The 17,492-nt window shown below is 62.1% G+C and carries 14 protein-coding genes; 7 read left to right on the forward strand and 7 right to left on the reverse strand.

Annotated elements, in window-relative coordinates; translation table 11 throughout:
- The first annotated feature begins 1 nt into the window (after position 1).
- On the forward strand, positions 2 to 646 hold the full coding sequence (locus tag RA24_RS04735; protein ID WP_039146433.1) for a response regulator transcription factor: 645 nt from the start codon (positions 2 to 4) through the stop codon (positions 644 to 646).
- Positions 647 to 714: 68 nt separating this feature from the next.
- Positions 715 to 1,683: a LuxR C-terminal-related transcriptional regulator gene (locus RA24_RS04740; protein ID WP_039190222.1), complete on the forward strand. Its 969-nt coding sequence runs from the start codon at positions 715 to 717 to the stop codon at positions 1,681 to 1,683.
- 3 nt (positions 1,684 to 1,686) lie between these two features.
- Here the strand turns inward: RA24_RS04740 and RA24_RS04745 are convergent, their stop codons facing one another.
- Positions 1,687 to 2,835: a lytic murein transglycosylase gene (locus RA24_RS04745; protein WP_039190225.1), complete on the reverse strand. Its 1,149-nt coding sequence runs from the start codon at positions 2,833 to 2,835 to the stop codon at positions 1,687 to 1,689.
- Positions 2,836 to 3,100: 265 nt separating this feature from the next.
- On the opposite strand from RA24_RS04745, the gene RA24_RS04750 reads away from it, so the two are divergent.
- Positions 3,101 to 4,090 (forward strand): MBL fold metallo-hydrolase, encoded by a 990-nt coding sequence (locus RA24_RS04750; protein ID WP_039190227.1) that lies wholly within the window; start codon positions 3,101 to 3,103, stop codon positions 4,088 to 4,090.
- 67 nt (positions 4,091 to 4,157) lie between these two features.
- On the opposite strand, the gene RA24_RS04755 is transcribed toward RA24_RS04750, so the two are convergent.
- The gene (locus RA24_RS04755) at positions 4,158 to 5,009 is read right to left on the reverse strand and encodes a HalD/BesD family halogenase (RefSeq protein ID WP_039190230.1); all 852 of its coding nucleotides are present in this window, start codon (positions 5,007 to 5,009) and stop codon (positions 4,158 to 4,160) included.
- Positions 5,010 to 5,412: 403 nt separating this feature from the next.
- Here RA24_RS04755 and RA24_RS04760 point away from each other — a divergent pair, with 403 nt between their 5' ends.
- Both RA24_RS04760 and ilvN read left to right on the forward strand, forming a co-directional pair.
- Positions 5,413 to 7,164, forward strand: a complete 1,752-nt coding sequence (locus RA24_RS04760) for an acetolactate synthase 3 large subunit (RefSeq protein ID WP_019296777.1) — start codon at positions 5,413 to 5,415, stop codon at positions 7,162 to 7,164.
- A gap of 85 nt (positions 7,165 to 7,249) precedes the next feature.
- Entirely contained in the window at positions 7,250 to 7,810 is a 561-nt protein-coding gene (ilvN, locus tag RA24_RS04765; protein WP_019296778.1) for an acetolactate synthase small subunit, read from the forward strand.
- 29 nt (positions 7,811 to 7,839) lie between these two features.
- On the opposite strand, the gene RA24_RS04770 is transcribed toward ilvN, so the two are convergent.
- Complete coding sequence (locus RA24_RS04770; protein WP_241480903.1) at positions 7,840 to 8,319, reverse strand: hypothetical protein; 480 nt, start codon at positions 8,317 to 8,319, stop codon at positions 7,840 to 7,842.
- 109 nt (positions 8,320 to 8,428) lie between these two features.
- Here RA24_RS04770 and RA24_RS04775 point away from each other — a divergent pair, with 109 nt between their 5' ends.
- Complete coding sequence (locus RA24_RS04775; RefSeq protein ID WP_019296780.1) at positions 8,429 to 9,226, forward strand: helix-turn-helix domain-containing protein; 798 nt, start codon at positions 8,429 to 8,431, stop codon at positions 9,224 to 9,226.
- Positions 9,227 to 9,228: 2 nt separating this feature from the next.
- Here the strand turns inward: RA24_RS04775 and RA24_RS04780 are convergent, their stop codons facing one another.
- Together RA24_RS04780 and prfB are read right to left on the reverse strand one after the other, a co-directional pair.
- Positions 9,229 to 9,999: a DUF2189 domain-containing protein gene (locus tag RA24_RS04780; RefSeq protein ID WP_039170632.1), complete on the reverse strand. Its 771-nt coding sequence runs from the start codon at positions 9,997 to 9,999 to the stop codon at positions 9,229 to 9,231.
- Between the two features lie 245 nt (positions 10,000 to 10,244).
- On the reverse strand, positions 10,245 to 11,372 hold the full coding sequence (gene prfB, locus RA24_RS04785; RefSeq protein WP_019296782.1) for a peptide chain release factor 2: 1,128 nt from the start codon (positions 11,370 to 11,372) through the stop codon (positions 10,245 to 10,247).
- 224 nt (positions 11,373 to 11,596) lie between these two features.
- On the opposite strand from prfB, the gene RA24_RS04790 reads away from it, so the two are divergent.
- Positions 11,597 to 13,594, forward strand: coding sequence for a Hint domain-containing protein (locus tag RA24_RS04790; protein WP_039190234.1), 1,998 nt, complete (start codon positions 11,597 to 11,599; stop codon positions 13,592 to 13,594).
- Here RA24_RS04790 and RA24_RS04795 read toward each other — a convergent pair.
- Together RA24_RS04795 and RA24_RS04800 are read right to left on the reverse strand one after the other, a co-directional pair.
- The gene (locus RA24_RS04795; RefSeq protein WP_039190236.1) at positions 13,588 to 16,089 is read right to left on the reverse strand and encodes a penicillin-binding protein 1A; all 2,502 of its coding nucleotides are present in this window, start codon (positions 16,087 to 16,089) and stop codon (positions 13,588 to 13,590) included. The two genes, RA24_RS04790 and RA24_RS04795, sit on opposite strands and share 7 nt — an antisense overlap.
- 166 nt (positions 16,090 to 16,255) lie before the next feature.
- A complete protein-coding gene (locus RA24_RS04800) occupies positions 16,256 to 17,482 on the reverse strand; it encodes an N-acetylmuramoyl-L-alanine amidase (protein ID WP_039190238.1) in 1,227 nt (408 codons plus the stop codon).
- Positions 17,483 to 17,492 lie beyond the last annotated feature (10 nt).

The raw sequence follows: 17,492 nt of genomic DNA on the forward strand, positions 1-17,492 counted from the left end.
GATGGCTGATCCGGTGAAAGTTCTGATCGTGGATGACCATCCGATGGTGGCCGAAGGCATCCAGTCGATCCTGGAAAGCTATAACGATATCGAAGTTGTCGGCTCCCTGACTGACGGGCAGGATGCGGTGGACCGGATAGGCGGGCTGGCACCAGACGTGGTGCTGATGGACCTCAACATGCCCAAACTGGGCGGCCTCAGCGCCACCGAGATCATCCTGGAACAGCACCCCGGCACCCGGATCCTGATCCTGTCGATGCATGACAGCGCCGAATATATTTCCACCGCGCTCAGCCACGGCGCCATGGGGTACGTTCTGAAGGATGTTCCGACAGAGGAGATCAAGCAGGCGATCGACGCGGTGATGCAGGGCAAGACCTACCTCTGCACCGGCGCGGCCGGCTCGCTGAAACCCAAGGACGGCGATATCCGCGAGGCGCTGACCGGGCGCGAGCAGACGATCCTCTTGGAACTGGCACAGGGCAAGTCCAACAAGGAAGTCGCGCAAACGCTTGATATTTCTGTCAGAACCGTCGAGACTCACCGCAAGAACATCAAGCGCAAGCTGGGGATTTCCTCCACCGCCGGCCTTACCCGCTATGCGCTGGAGCATGGCGTGCTGCAGGGCACCGGCGCCGGGTTCTGAACGCCATCTAGAATTTCCTTTGTGATCCGCAGCCCCTGCCCTAGCCTTGCGCGTCAAGGAGCTGCGCCATGACCACAGACAAGCCCGCAATCCCCCCGCAGACCCAGGCCAAATGGCAGCGGGTGGTGGATCTGGTGGCGGAGCTGACCGATGTGCCTGCCGCGCTGATCATGGCAACGGTCGATCTGGACCACCGGGTCAAGGTTTCCAACACTTCAGAGAACAACCCCTATTATCCGGGCCGCAAATACCATCTGAACGAAAAGCTCTATTGCTTCGGCGTCTTTGAAAACGACGGCGAACTGGTGGTCGAGGACGCCCAGTGCGAACCGCGCTGGCAGGACAACGAGGACATGGAGCACGCCATGTCCTTTTACATCGGTTATCCGATCAAATGGCCGGACGGGGAGATTTACGGCACCATCTGCGTGCTCGACACCCGGCGCAACAAACGCGCGCTGATGTTCCGCAAAGGGCTGCAGGAGTTCTGCCGGGTGGTCGAGGGTGATCTGGCACTGCTGCTGGAGGTGGCCCAGCGAAAGCAGGCACAGGCAGAACTGCGCGAGACGGTGCGGGCGCGGGAGGACACCATCAAGCGCCGCACTAAGGCGCTGGAGGAAGCCAACACCGCACTGCGGGTGCTGATCGACAACGTGGAGGCATCGCGCCACGAGAGCGAGCAGCAGATCGTGCAGCAAATCAAGGGAATGGTGCTGCCCTATGTGGCCAAGCTCAGGCATCTGGATGCGGGGCGCGAGCTGCAGAGCGCCTATCTGATGATGATCGAGGACAATCTGAAGAACATTACCTCGGCGCTCTCGTCCAAGCTGGCACAGACGCTGGAGCAGCTGACGCCAGCGGAGACCGAGATCATGCAGCTGATCATGATGGGCCGCACCACCAAGGAGATCGCCGCCACCCTGGGGCGCGAAACCAGCACCATTGATTTCCACCGCAACAACATCCGCCAGAAACTGGGTCTCAGCCGGCGCGAGAACCTGCGCCAGCATCTGATTGCGCTGAGTTCGGCACAGTAGCCGCTAGTTCAGACTGTTCAGAAGTGCCTGCGACGGGTCGCCGGTTGCCGGCAGGCCGCGGCTGGACTGGTAAGCGCTTATCGCCGCGCGGCTTTTCGGCCCAAGCACGCCATCGGCGCCGCCGGTGTCAAAACCGCGCGCGGTCAGGCGTTTCTGCAGCAGGATGCGGTCATCCTTGGTCAGCCCGTATTTGTCCGGCGGGAAGCTGGCGCGCAGCGGGGCGCCGCCGGCAATGCGGTCGGCCAGATGGCCCACACCAATCGCATAGGCATCCGAATTGTTGTAGCGCTTGATCGCATTGAAGTTGCTGGTGACGGTGAACACCGGCCCGCCCGGTTGCGGCTGCAGGCTGCGGCCCGAAGGGGTGCCCGGCGCACCGGCCTCGCCGCCCCATTTCAGGCCGCGGGTCCAGCCGTTCCGTTGCAGATACGCGGCAGTGGAGGCAAGCGCGTCGGTCGGGTCCTCCGACCAGATGTCGCGGCGGCCGTCGCCGGTGAAATCCACCGCAAAGGCCTGATAAGAGGTCGGAATGAACTGGGTATGCCCCATGGCACCGGCCCAGCTGCCGGTCATGCGGGCTGGCGTGATGTCGCCGTTCTGCAGGATCTTCAGCGCCGCCAGCAGCTGTTTTTCAAAGAACGCTCCGCGCCGCCCGTCATAGGCCAGCGTCGAGGTGGCGGAAATCACCGGAACGTTGCCGCGGCGCTCGCCAAAGAAGCTCTCCAGCCCCCAGATCGCACAAATAATTTCCGCATCGACGCCATAGCTGCGCTCCAGCGTGCGCAGCGTGGACTGGTGGCGGGCAAAGGCGGCGCGGCCCTTGGCAAGGCGCTCGTCCGAAACGGCGATGGAGAGGTAATCCTCCAGCGAGCGTTTGAATTCGGTCTGGTTGCGGTCGCGCTTGACCACGCCGGGCAGATACCCTGCCCCGCGGAAGGCGGCGCGCAGGGTGGATTGGGAAATGCCGCGGGCTTCTGCCCGTGTTCGAAAGGCGGCGACCCAAGCGTCATAACCCGCGTTTGGCACCGGCCGCAGGTCTGCAGGCAGGCCGGATGTGCCGCTGGGGCCGCTGCCTGCCGGTACCGTGCTGCTGCAGGCGCCCAGCCCCAAGGCTGCCAGGCCAAATCCGAAATGACGCCGTGTGATGTTCATGCTCTCTGCCCGCTCCAATAGGTGATTAGCTGCCCGGCTCCGTCCGGATCCTTTGAAAACAGGCTGCCAGAAACCAGCAGGTGCGCCAAGGCCCGGATTTCCTCCACAGCAAGGACCCGCCGCTGGTACATTTGCCCAAATTATGGGGATTGGCCCCATATTACCCCCACAATCTTCCGGGGCACCCCTTAGAGCCGTTGATGCCTAGCCTGTTTGCATCGCTGCGCCAAGGCGGCGGCCAGACAACAACAGGGAGACGGAACCAATGGATGAGCAAAAGAAGGACCTGAAACCGGCCAGGCTTGATGGCCGCAAGGATGATCTGGCGCCCGGTCTGTCCCGGCGCAGCTTCTTTGCAGCCGCAGGCGCAGCAGGCGTCGGAACGGCCGCCGGCCTGCTGGGCAGCACCAGCGCACAGGCGCAATCAACCGACTGGCTGCAGCCCGGCAACAACAACCACGTGATCGACCTGCAGAACATGTCCGCCTTTACGGATGGCGAGGTGAAGATCGATTTCTACGGCCATTGCGCCCTCAAGATCACCTCGCCCGGCGGCGCCTCCATCCTGTTCGATCCGTGGCGGGACGATCCCTCCGGTGCCTGGGGGCTTTGGTTCAAGCAGAAATTCCCGGAAACGCTGGTGGATATCACCATGTCCACCCATACCCATTTCGACCACGACGCCATCGACCGCCCGCAATCAACCATGGTGCTGGACCGGATGGTCGGCAGTTTCGAATTCGCGGATCTCAAGATCACTGGCTATGCCGACAAGCACGCCTGCGTCGCGCCGGGCTGGTACCCCTGGACCAACGCCCTGGCGGAATTCGGGGTTGAGGCCTGCCCGCCCAACAACCCGGGCCACATGGACATGGTGACCTATGTGGTGGAGACCGGCGGCATCCGCACCCTGATTTGGGGCGATAACCGGCCCGACCCGGCAGACGGGTTCTGGGATGCCATCGGGCGCATCGACGTGCTGACCCTGCCGGTCGACGGTTCCGAGCACATCCTGTCCTATGAGCAGGCCAACGCGCTGGTGGAACGTATCCAGCCCAAGGTGGTGATCCCTACCCACTACCTGTCGGAGACCACCACCTATACGTTGTCGACGCTGCAGCCCGCCGACACCTGGGTAAAGGACCAGAAAAGCTTCAAAATGCTGGACGGCGCCTCTCTGTCGCTGGCGGCGGCGGATGTGCAGGGGATGGACAAGGAGTTTCTGTATTTCGGGCATAACGCGCTGACGGAGTAATCCTCGGCATTGCCGCAACATTGTTGTGCCCGTCCGGGCGCCCTCCCCCCCGGGGCGCCCGTTTTTGTCAGTCCCGCAGCGCGTCTGCACGCAGTCCTTCGCGCTCGTAGTGGCGCGGCAGCACCCGGCCATAAAGCTGCCTGGTGCGCTCCACTCCGCCGCACATGCCCTCAGTCTCGACAAAGGAGAAGATGCCGACGTAGCGCCTGCGCGGGCCTTCGACCGGGGCTACCCTGTGCAATGAATAGCGGCCGCGGAAGATCTGCAGATCGCCCGGCTGCAGCACCAGCCTGCGCACCAGGGGCGAGCCGCCCGCCAGCACCCGCGCCACACCGTCGAAGTTCTCGTCCGTGGGCGTGCGCAGCATCGGCGCGTATTCGAAATCGCCACCCGCCTCGCCGTTCTGGATCGCCAGTGTCACCGTGTAGTTGTTGGTATCAAAATGCCAGGGGAAGCCGTCGCCCTCCTCGACCATGTTAATTATCACGTCCGCCAAAGGGTCGTCATAGCGGAAGAAACGGCCCTCCGGCTCGCCCAATGCCTCCCGGATGAAGGGCATGAAGCCGGGAAATTCATAGATTGTCCGCAGCGGACTGGCGGCGCCGAAATTGTCCGCTGGAATGAAGGCGTTGGAGCGGTCATAGAATTGGCGCACCGGATGGTCTTCCGGCAGTGCCGGGTCGTCTTTGGAGAAATATGCGTTGGTGCGGCTGAACGACTTATGCCCCTGATCCGCCACGCTATCTGCCTCTGCTGCCAGCCGGGCGATGCCGTCTTCATGCACAAATCCCGGCAGCACCGCGCAGCCGTCAGCCTCCAGCTCGCTTTGCACGTCCGCCATCATCCGCGCATAGGCAGGCGAGCCGGGCCGGTCGATGGGATACCGGCCCAGATCCACCAGTTCTGCAAGTTCAGCCATTGTATGTCCTTCCCTGTCGCCTCTTTTAAGGTGAGCTTGCCTGCTGCGGTTTGGCCGATCTGGCACAAACGGGACATCCCGGTGCCGGTTTTGAACGAATCCGCACGGAAAACCGCACCCGTTTTCGCGGAAATTTCGCCGCACCCCCGCCTGCAAGCAAGAAAATGTCCCTGAACCGGTGTTTTTTGACAGCTTTCGCGGTTGACGCCCCTGTCCGGCAGACATAATGTCGCCCGCAACGCAAGAAGGAGCCTGTGGCAGTGACCACCCTAGTCGTAATCGTAGGAACCAAGCGCATGGGCCGGTAACGGTAGACCATAATCGAACCCATGCGCCTCCGACCTGAAATCGGGGGCTTTTTTTATGCGTAACGGACGATGCCGCCAATTGGAGCAAAAAGCAGATGACACGTGAAATGACCGGCGCAAAGATGGTTGTCCAAGCCCTGAAGGATCAGGGTGTGGACGTAGTCTTCGGATACCCAGGCGGCGCCGTGCTGCCGATCTATGACGAGATCTTTCTGCAGAATGACATTCGTCACGTGCTGGTCCGCCATGAGCAAGGCGCGGTCCACGCCGCCGAAGGCTATGCCCGCTCCACCGGCAAGCCCGGCGTTGTGCTGGTGACGTCCGGTCCCGGTGCCACCAATGCGGTCACAGGTCTCACCGACGCTCTCCTGGACTCGATCCCGATCGTGGTTCTGACAGGCCAGGTCCCGACCTTCATGATCGGCTCCGACGCCTTTCAGGAGGCGGATACCGTCGGCATCACCCGCCCCTGCACCAAGCACAACTGGCTGGTCAAGGACACCGATGCGCTGGCCGGCACCCTGCACGAGGCATTCCACGTCGCCAAATCCGGCCGCCCCGGCCCGGTTCTGGTCGACATCCCCAAGGACGTGCAGTTCGCCAATGGCAAGTATCAGGGCCCGAAGCCGTCGGCCTCGCATTACCAGCCCCAGGTCAAAGGTGATATGGAAGAGATCACCGAGCTGGTCGAGGCCATCGAAAAGGCCAAGCGCCCGGTGTTCTATACCGGCGGCGGCGTCATCAACTCCGGCTCTGCAGCGAGCCAGTTGCTGCGTGAGCTGGTCGATGCCACCGGCATTCCAATCACCTCCACCCTGATGGGGCTGGGCGCTTATCCGGCCTCCGGCAAGAACTGGCTGGGAATGCTGGGCATGCACGGGCTTTACGAGGCCAACATGGCGATGCACGGCTGCGACCTGATGATCAACATCGGCGCCCGCTTCGATGACCGGATCACCGGCCGCATCGACGCCTTCAGCCCGAAGTCGAAGAAAGCCCATATCGACATCGACCCCTCCTCGATAAACAAGGTGATCCGGGTCGATATCCCGATTGTCGGCGATGTGGCCCATGTGCTGGAGGACCTGCTGAAGGTCTGGAAGTCGCGCGGCCGCAAGGTGAACCGCGAGGCGCTGGACAAGTGGCACAAGCAGATCAACGAATGGCGCGCGGTGAACTGCCTGTCCTTCAAGAACTCGGAAAAGACCATCAAGCCGCAGTACGCGCTGCAGCGCCTGGAGGAGCTGACCAAAGGCCGTGACCGTTACGTCACCACCGAGGTCGGACAGCACCAGATGTGGGCCGCGCAATACCTGGGCTTTGAGGATCCGAACCGCTGGATGACCTCCGGCGGGCTTGGCACCATGGGTTATGGCTTCCCGGCCTCGATCGGCGCCCAGATGGCGCATCCGGACGCGCTGGTGATCAACGTCGCGGGCGAGGCATCGTGGCTGATGAACATGCAGGAAATGGGCACCGCTGTGCAGTACCGCCTGCCGGTGAAGCAGTTCATCCTCAATAACGAGCGCCTGGGCATGGTGCGCCAGTGGCAGGAGCTGCTGCACGGCGAACGCTACAGCCACTCCTGGTCCGAGGCACTGCCTGATTTCGTGAAGCTCGCAGAGGCCTTCGGCGCCAAGGGCATCTGCGTCAGCGATCCCAAAGACCTGGATGATGCGATCATGGAAATGATAGATTATGACGGGCCGGTGATCTTCGACTGCCTGGTCGAGAAGCACGAGAACTGCTTCCCGATGATCCCGTCGGGCAAGGCGCATAACGAGATGCTCTTGGGCGAGGCGGAGACGCAGGGCGTCATCCAGGCCGGCGGCGCAGTGCTGGTGTAACCGCGGCGGCGCCGCAAATTTCTTCGAAGAAATTTGCCAGGAAATTCGAATTTCCTGGCACCGACATACGAGAGGAAGACCACGAATGTCTGCCCTGCATATCAAAAAAGGCTCCAACCGCCACTCCGCCTACAACCTGCGCCCGACGTTTTCGGACGTGCAGGAGCGCCACACCATTGCGGTGCTGGTGGAAAACGAACCCGGCGTTCTGGCCCGGGTGATCGGCCTGTTTTCGGGCCGCGGCTACAACATTGAAAGCCTCACCGTAGCCGAGGTGGACCATACCGGCCACCTATCGCGCATCACCATTGTCACCACCGGCACCCCGCAGGTGATCGAGCAGATCAAGGCACAGCTAGGCCGGATCGTGTCGGTCCGCGACGTGCATGACCTGACGGTCGAAGGCGCCGCAGTGGAGCGCGAACTGGCAATCCTGAAAGTGGCAGGCGAAGGCGACAAACGCGTCGAGGCGCTGCGGCTGGCGGATATCTTCCGCGCCAACGTGGTCGACAGTACCCTGAACAGCTTTGTCTTTGAAATCACCGGTGCGCCGGAAAAGATCGATGCCTTTGCCGATCTGATGCGCCCTCTGGGTCTGGCCGAGATTGCCCGCACCGGCGTTGCCGCCCTTCTGCGCGGCAACTGACCCTGTCCCCGGCCCGTTAAGGGCCGGCGTTATCCTTGAACGTTGCGAAGCGGTGCGGAAACGCGCCGCTTTTCTGCTGCCTGCAGCGGGAAGGGAACAACCTTCTGCTCCTGGCAATCGGGCTCCGCCTTCTCACCGCATTCCGCTGTTGCGCTCAGCCGGTCGGCCAAATCAGGGCTGCCCTGTTCCACGACAACAGACAGATCTTCTGCAATTCGAATATTACCACTCAGGATTATGTCAAACTCAACCCAATCACCCGGGTTCAGCTCTGGAAAGCCTGCGTCAGCCTTGTTTGTGAAAAAAGCAAGGTCCCCTTGATCGCCGCACCATATAACGGCTTTGGTCAGGGGGGCGTCACTCCATAAAATGACTCCAATCATACCAGTCCTCGTATTGCCGCCACCCAATTCTGAACCAATTAAGCTGACGCCAACATGACAAAAATCGGGTTGGGCTATTGCATTTTGTGTCAGTTCAATTAGCCTTCTGACGTGAATTAGCGACACCCCTGACGCAGGTAGGCGGCACAGACCGGTCCGGTGATGCCGAAAACTGGCATAAGCCTTCGGTAAAAGGGGAAAATTCTACGTAAAAGCCGGACAGTCAGGACCCCGAATGAACAGCCAGAACCGCTCTCCAGCTGACTTAAGGAACATGTTTGGCGCCAACTTGCGTCAACTGGCGCGGCAATACCGGTCGATTTCTGAATTGTCGCGGCAGCTGGGGATCAACCGCACCCAATTCAACCGGTACCTGTCCGGTGAAAGTTTCCCGCGCCCTGATGTTCTGGACCGAATTTGCCGTTTCTTTGAGGTTGACGCCCGCATTCTGCTTGACCCTGTCGAAACTCTTTCCAAGGCAGGCCAGGTTGTAAATGGCGCCTTTCTGGCTGACTTTCTGGGCCACGGCGTACAGCAGCTGACTGAAGAGTTTTTCCCTTCCGGATTTTATCGCTTCACCCGCCGCAGCTTCATCAACGAAGAGAAGTTCGTGATCGGCTTGGTCTATGTGTTCCGCGAGGCCGGTGTCACCTATATCAAAGGGTTCGAAGCCAAAGAGGCAATGCTCAGCCAGGGCCTGCCGGCCAGCCCCGGCGTGCGGGAGTTCCGCGGCTATATCAGCGGCCACGAGGACGGCGTCGCCTTTGTCATCGCGCGGCGCAAGGCGATGACCTATTCCTTCAATTACCTGGCGCGGGTTGCGTCGCTGCAGAACAACTTCTGGTCAGGCTACGTCGCCCGCACCGTCCGCGAAAGCGGCACCGGCGAGCGGGTGACGCGGATGGTCTATGAGCATCTGGGCCGCGACACGGCCCAGGTTCTGGCCGCCGCCCGCAGCGCCGGATTTGCCGATGAAGACGCCCTGCTGCCCTTTCACCGGCGCCTTCTCAACACCACTCAACCTTTCCACTGACGCTAACTGGCGTCTGTCAGCCTGTAGATGTGCCAGGTGGCGTGGCCCAGCAGCGGCAACACCAGAAACAGACCCAGGAACCACGGCAGCAACGCCGCAAAGGTCAGAACCGCGATCATTCCGGCCCAGATCATCATCACCACAAAATTCTGCTGCACATACTGAAAGCTGGTAATCATCGCGGTGACGAAATCCACCTCGCGGTCCAGCAGCAGCGGCAGTGCAATCACCGTGATCATGTAAAGCAGCAATGCGAACAGCGCCCCGACTACAGTGCCGACGGCCAGCATGATCAGCCCGTTGGCAGTCAGGAACACTTCCGCTGAGGTGGAAATATTGGTCATGGTGGCAGTCCCCAGGAACAGGGCAAAGATCATATGGCCGAGAAAGAACCAGAACAGGAAAACCACCACGATGATGGCGCAGATCGACGGCAGCTGGCGGCGGCTTTGCTGCACCACGACACCCAAAATCCGGCCAACTGCGATTCCCCTGCCCTGTTCCAGCCGGTGCGACACCTCATAAAGGCCAACCGCGGCAAAGGGGCCGATCAGCGGGAACCCGATGGCTGCCAGCACCAGCCAGTATGTGGTGCCGGTACGCACGGTGATCCAGGCCATCAGCCAGCCAGCCAGCACATAGACCGAAGCAAAGAACAGCCCGTAAAGCGGCTTCCTTCGGAAATCCGCCCAGCCCCGGCGCAGCGCCTCAAACAGCATTTGCGTCGTGACCGGCTGCAGCGGCGGCACACCAAAGGGTTTTTCGGGTGTCATCGCGGTACTCCTCCCCTCCGGCAGGCCCTGTTTTCTGTCCGGTCGCGGATGGCCTGCGTCCTTTTCAAAAGCGGCGTCAAAAATGCTTCATTTAAGCCTAGCCGCGAAATCCGCAGAATAAAATGCCTTGCAGATGCATGATTTAGCGGCACCTGCCCGAAGCAGAAACTGCACAAAGAAAAAGGGCAGCCCATGCAGGCTGCCCCTTGAAAACTGTCAGATGCCCCGGCCGGACATCGCCGGGATCAGTCCTCAGCCTGCGCGTCCGCGCGGCTTTTACCGGCAACATTCAGCGCCAGGGTGGCAGCCATGAAACCGTCCAGATCGCCGTCCAGAACCCCCTTGGTGTCAGAGGTCTCATGCTGGGTGCGCAGATCCTTTACCATCTGGTAGGGCTGCAGCACGTAAGACCGGATCTGGTTGCCCCAGCCGGCATCGCCCTTGGCCTCATGCGCCTCGTTAATGGCGGCGTTGCGGCGGTCCAGCTCCTGCTGGTAGAGGCGCGATTTCAGCGCCTTCATAGCGATATCGCGGTTCTGGTGCTGGGATTTCTCAGACGAGGTCACCACGATGCCGGTCGGGATGTGAGTGATCCGAACCGCCGAGTCGGTGGTGTTGACGTGCTGGCCGCCGGCACCGGACGAGCGGTAGGTGTCAACGCGGATATCAGAAGGGTTCACCTCGATCTCGATATTGTCGTCCACCACCGGGTAGACCCAGACGGAGCTGAACGATGTGTGCCGCTTGGCCGCCGAGTCATAGGGCGAAATCCGCACCAGCCGGTGCACGCCGCTTTCGGATTTCAGCCAGCCATAGGCGTTGTGGCCGGAAATCTTGTAGGCGGCGGATTTGATGCCCGCCTCGTCACCTGCGCTTTCGGACTGAAGCTCGACCTTGTAGCCCTTCTTCTCGGCCCAGCGCACATACATCCGCGCCAGCATCGAGGCCCAGTCGCAGCTCTCGGTGCCGCCGGCGCCTGCGTTGATTTCCAGGAAGGTGTCATTGGCATCCGCCTCGCCGTCCAGCAGCGCTTCCAGCTCTTTCTCGGCAGCCTTGCCCTTGAGCGCCGCCAGAGCTTCCTCAGCGTCCTTAACGACATCCGCGTCGTCTTCCATCTCGCCCAGTTCGATCAGCTCGATGTTGTCGGACAAATCCTGCTGGATGCCCTTGTAGGTCGCGATGGAATCCACCAGCGCCTGGCGCTCGCGCATCAGCTTCTGCGCCGCGTCCGGATCGTCCCAAAGATTGGGATCCTCAACGCGCGCATTGAACTCCTCCAGCCGGTATTCGGCGGTTTCCCAGTTCATCCGCTGGGCCAAGAGCTCCAGCGATTTCTCGATGTCTGCGACGATGTTCTGGGTTTCCGCGCGCATGGGAGGTCCTTGCAATCTGAGATCAGGACTGCGTGATAAACCACCCTTGCGCCGCGGGCAAGCGGCGAGGCCACACAGGCATTCCCCGGCCGTTGCAGAAAATTCAGATAAAATGCTGCACGTTATCTGCCTGCCGAAATACCCGGCATTAACAGGGCCTGCTTGACAGTGGGCTTTCGAACGCGCGTGCCGCCGGCTCGCGGTGTATTTGGGGAATTGGGACCATGCCCAGCGGATATCTTGTCCAGCTTGGAGACGGATCGCTTGATCACGGCGATACGATCACGTCCACCTATGCCTCTTTTACAACCGACCAAAACCTGGGAGCCGGCAACTGGAGCTGGACCGGATCGCACGGCGGCACCCCTTACACCAACGAGCTGGAGCCAGGTGTTTATTATCTGGCCACAGACGGAAACGTCTACTTCGTTCCGGACTACGGCCCGCCGGATACGTTCAGCTCAGCCTCGGCCGACAACCCGCCCGCCTATTCTGACACTGACGGCGCGGTGGAGGGCACCAGTGGCGCAGACACCATCGACAGCAGCTACACCGATGCCGACGGCGACCAGATCGACAACGGCAATGGCGGCGGCGCCTCCGGCAACCAGGATACGGTCGAGGCCGGGGCTGGCGACGATACTGTGGATGCCGGCGCCGACAATGACATGGTGTTCGGCGGTGAAGGCGGCGACAGTCTGGCAGGCGGCAGCGGCGATGACACGATCTATGGCGACAGCAGCAGCGAAGCGGGCCTGACAGACTCCGACCAAAGCATCACCTACGCCAATGTCACCGACACCAGCAGCGGTTTCACCGTCACGGCTAAGACCGTTGCAGGCAATACCAGTGCTGCCAACATCGACTACTACGATGGCGGCTATGGCGTGGCCGGTGCGATTTCCGACTCTGACAGCGGGGTTGACGCCCAGATCGGATATGACAAAGCCTCAGGCGTGTCAGAGGAACTGATCGTCGACTTCGACCAGGATACCGACGATGTCAGCGTCACCTTTAAGCATCTTTATTCCCAGTCGAACGGCGAAGAGGGCCACTGGGCCATCTACAAGGACGGCGTTCTGGTCGCCCAAGGGGATTTCACTGAGGATGTTGCGGGCTCTGGCACCGGCACCATCGACATCAGTGGCTATGGCGACTTCGACCAGCTGGTGCTGTCCGCCAACCTGCAGACCGATGGCACCGACGGCTCCGACTACATGGTCACCGACATCACGTTTGCGGTGCCCCCGGAAGTGCCCGCGGATGGGGATGACAGCATCGACGGCGGCGACGGCGATGACGTGATTTATGGCCAGGGCGGCGATGACACGATATCCGGTGGTAGCGGTGCCGATACGCTGGACGGCGGCGCGGGCGACGACAGCATCTTTGCGGGCGAAGGCGACTCCGCCAGCGGCGGCGCAGGTGACGACTATTTCACAATCGTGTCCGACGAAGCCTTCGTCACCGGCGACATCACCATAACTGGCGGCGATGACGGTGAAACCACTGGCGACACGCTGGACTTCAACGGCCAGCTGGACAAGGGCACGCTGGTCATTACTGATGACACCGGCGGCAGCAAGACCGGCAGCGCCACCTTGCTGGACGGCAGTACCGTCTACTTTTCCGGCATCGAAAACATCATCTGCTTTACCGCAGGCACCCGTATCGCCACGTCTGGGGGCCTGCGCGCCATCGAAACCCTGCGTCCCGGCGATCTGGTGATGACCCGCGACAACGGCCTGCAGCCAGTGCGCTGGATCAGCCAGTCAACGGTGCCCGCGACTGGCAACCTGGCTCCGATCCGCATCAAGGCAGGCCAGTTCGGGGCAGAGCGCGACCTGCTTGTCTCACCGCAGCACCGGATGCTGTTCTCCGGCTCCCAGGCCAGCCTGCTGTTTGGCGAAAGCGAGGTTCTGGTCTCCGCCGTGCATATGCTCAATGACCGCTCCATCCGGCGGGAGCCAGGCGGCACCGTGACCTATGTTCATGTGCTGTTTGGCCAGCACGAGATCATCTATGCCGAGGGCGCCGCCTCCGAGAGCTTCCACCCAGGGGTTCAGGCGGTCTCAGCGCTGGAAGAACCGGTGCGCGAGGAACTGTTCTGCATCATGCCCGACCTGCGCTGGCACAGCGGCGAAGGCGGGCGCACCGCCCGCCTCTGCGCCTCCCGCTGCGAGGCGGCATTGCTGCTGCCGCCCAGTCCGCTGGATCAGTAAAGCCCTCCGGAACTGACTGTGCCGAAGGTCGCCTTTGGTCCCAGCACCGCAGTGCCGCCGCTGGAGGTGGTGACCTGGCGGCCGGATTGCTGAACTTCCTCGATCAGCGGCAGGTTCGATCCCATCGCAAAGCCGCCGTCATAGGTCAGGCCGAAGATCGGTTCAGCCCCGTCGCGGAAATACTCCGCCACCACATAGGCACCAGAGGCGCCGTCAGGCAGCCTCGCGCCGGTGTAGCGGTCGATCTTGATGAAATGGCCGCCTTCCGGCACCTCGAACGGGCCGCCGCCGAATTTTTCGGTCGCCTTCTTCATGAACTGCTGGAACACCGGGCCGCACATGGTGCCGCCATAGGCGCCGCGGCCCATCGGGCGGGGCTGGTCAAACCCCATGTAGCAGCCGGCCACGATGTTGGAGGTGAAACCGACAAACCAGACATCGCGGGAATCGTTGGTGGTGCCGGTCTTGCCCGCGGTGGGCACCGGCAGGTTGATCACGCTGGACGCGGTGCCGCGGTCAACCACGCCCTTCATCATCGAGGTGAGCTGATAGGCGGTGATCGGGTCCATCACCTGTTCGCGGTCGGTGACAATGCGCGGGGCCTGACCGGGCGCCAGCGTGGGATCGGAGCAGTCGACGCAGTCACGGTCATCGTGACGGTAGATGGTCTTGCCGAAACGGTCCTGCACCCGGTCCACCAGCGTCGGCTGCACCCGCTCGCCGCCGTTGGCGAACATCGCATAGGCCGCCACCATCTTATAAAGCGTGGTTTCCTCCGCCCCGAGAGAGTTGGCCAGGAACGGCCCCATATTGTCATAGACGCCAAAGCGTTCTGCATAGCCCGCCACAACCGGCATCCCGACCTCCTGCGCCAGGCGGATGGTCATCAGGTTCCGGCTCATCTCGATGCCGGTGCGCAAGGGCGTCGGACCGTAGAACTTGTTGGTGGAGTTCTTCGGCCGCCACAGACCCTGCGGTGTGTTGATTTCAATCGGTGCGTCGACGACGATGGTCGCCGGGCTGTAGCCGCTGTCCAGTGCCGCGGCATAGACAAACGGCTTGAAACTGGAACCCGGCTGGCGCATCGCCTGGGTGGCACGGTTGAACACCGAATGCTGGTAAGAGAAGCCGCCCTGCATCGCCAGAACCCGGCCGGAGTTCACGTCCATCGCAACAAAGCCGCCCTGGACCTCAGGCACCTGCCGCAGCGACCAGTGGCTGAAGGCATCGTCCTTCTTCTCGGCGCGGACCAGCACAACGTCGCCGCGGGTGAAGTTGTCAGCAAAGCTGCCTTTCATCCATTTGATGTCGGAGCGCGGGACAGAGCCTGTGCCTTCACTGTGTTCGACACCAACGGTCAGGGACTTGTCGCCGACCTCCAGCACCACTGCCGGATACCAGCGCCCGCCCAGCACAATATCGCGGGAGACATTGGCGTTTGCCAGCGCTGCACGCCAAGTGGGTTCGTCCTTCAGCTGCTCTTCTTCCAGCTTGACGCCGGTGCCGCGCCAGATGCCGCGGGAACGGTCGTATTTCTCCAGCCCGCCGCGCATCGCGAGCGCCGCCTCGGCCTGCATGTCATGGTCGATGGTCGCGCGCACGGTAAAGCCGCCGGTGAAAAACTCACCCTCGCCGAAGTCCTCTGTCAGCTGGCGGCGGATTTCATCGGTAAAGTAATCGCGCGGCGGCAGCGTGGTGCGGAAGCCCTCGAAATCGCCGTTCTGGACCGAGCGCAGCGGCTGCGCCACCTCCACGTCATAAACATCCTTGGAGATATAGCCGTTCTCGCGCATCTCCCGCAGCACATAGTTGCGCCGCGCCAGCAGGCGCTCCTTCTGGCGCACGGGGTGATAATCCGACGGCGCCTTGGGCATCGAGGCCAGCGTCGCCGCCTCATGCGGCTCCAGTTCACCCAGGGTCTTGTTGAAATAGGTCTGCGCCGCCGCGGTCACGCCATAGGAGTTCTGGCCGAGGAAAATCTCGTTCAGGTACAGCTCCAGAATGCGTTCCTTGTCGAGCGTTTCCTCCAGCCGGGTGGCGAGGATGATCTCCTTGATCTTGCGCTCGGCCCGGCGATCGCCGGACAACAGGAAGTTCTTCATCACCTGCTGGGTAATGGTGGAGGCACCGCGCACGTTCTGCCCGCGCGAGCGCACCGCCTCGATCGCCGCTGCGGCGATACCGCGGGCGTCATAACCGGAATGGCTGTAGAAGTTCTTGTCTTCCGCCGAGATAAAGGCCTGTTTCACCAGATCCGGGATCTCATGCGACGGGGTGAACAGGCGGCGTTCCTTGGCGAATTCGTCAATCAGGTGCCCCTCGCCCGAATAGATCCGGCTGATCGTCGGCGGCTGGTACTGGGCCAGCGATTCATGGCTCGGCAGGTCGCGCCCGTAGATCCAGAACACCGCCCCAATGGTCAGCGCCACCATCGCCACGCCAAGGGTGATGGTGCTGAAGATGGAGCCGAAGAAAGAGAATATGAACCTGAGCACGGATGTTGGCCTTTCACGCGGGGTGCCGCCTATATAGGGACGGCAAGCGCCCTCGTCAAAACGGGAAACGGGGGATAGGCGCCGGGGAAGGTGGGAAAATCCTAGCAGATTTCACCGCACCCGGCCCCGTTTTGCGGATGGTCCGCCGATTCAGGCGCAAATACGCCTACTGCCGCACCAGCGCCCGGCGGGCATCATCCTGCGCGCGCCAGGCAATCAGCCCGTTGAGAATGCCGCGGGCGGCCTTGGCGCGCCACTCTGCGTCCACCAGATTCTTGATATCGCGCTTGCTGGACAGAAACCCAAGTTCCACCAGCACGGACGGGATATCGGCGGATTTCAGCACCGAGAACCCGGCCGAGCGCAGCGGCCGGTTGTTGATCGGCCGCCCTTGTGCGCGAAGCCCGTCGATCAGCGCCGCCGCCAGCGCATCACTGCGCGGCTGGGTTTCCTGCCGGGCCAAATCCAGCATCACAGCCGTCACGCCGTCGTCCGCTTGGCTAAGGTCGGTGCCGGACAAGAGATCACCACGCAGATGCCGCTCCGCCAGTTTGGCTGAAGCCGCGTCCGAGGCCTCCTTGGACAGGGTATAAACGGTCGAGCCGTGGGCGCGGCCCTCGGAAATCGTATCCGCATGCAGCGAAATGAACACGTCCGCGCCCGCCTGATGCGCCATTGCGATGCGCCGCTCCAGCGAGACAAAATAATCGTCATCGCGGGTCATCTGCACGGTGAACTGGCCCGACCGCACCAGCGCCTCGCCCAGCTCCCGGGCAAATTGCAGCATCAGGTGCTTTTCTACGACAACCTCTGTCTCGGCGCCCGGATCAATACCGCCGTGGCCCGGATCCAGCATCACCAGCAACGGCGCGTTCTCATCCCGCGCCGCCTTCGCCTCCATGGTTTCCGGTGCGGGCAGGTCCCAGCGCGGGTCCTGCGGTGCCCCGGCGCTGGCGGCAAACTCCTCCGCTGTGACCTGTTCCAGCGCAACTGTCAGTGTTGCGGCCGCTGTCACCTGATCCACAGTCAACGCAGCACTGGCCACTTTCATCGGTTCCGCAAGCTGCAGCACCAGACGCGACCAGCCGGGAACATAAGTGCCGAATTGCGCCGCGGTGACCTGATCCCCCTGCAGCAGCTTCTCTGCCGTCAACCCGGTCCAGTCGACCTCTTGGAAATCCAGAACCAAACGCGGCGGTTCCGTCAGGGTGAAAAGCCGGTACGGCACCCCCTGGCTGAGACCCAGCGTGATCTCTGCCCCCGGCCCGGCATCGCGCACCTGGCTGGCCCCGGCATCAATGCGCGCCAGCCCGCTGAAGCCGCTGCCGCCTTGCGCCCAGGCGCCTGCTGCCAGTGCCCAGATCAACGCGGTGAGTGTGATCAGTCTGCCCATATCTGCCTCA

The sequence above is a fragment of the Leisingera sp. ANG-M6 genome (genome assembly GCF_000813905.1).
Classification (GTDB): Bacteria; Pseudomonadota; Alphaproteobacteria; order Rhodobacterales; family Rhodobacteraceae; genus Leisingera.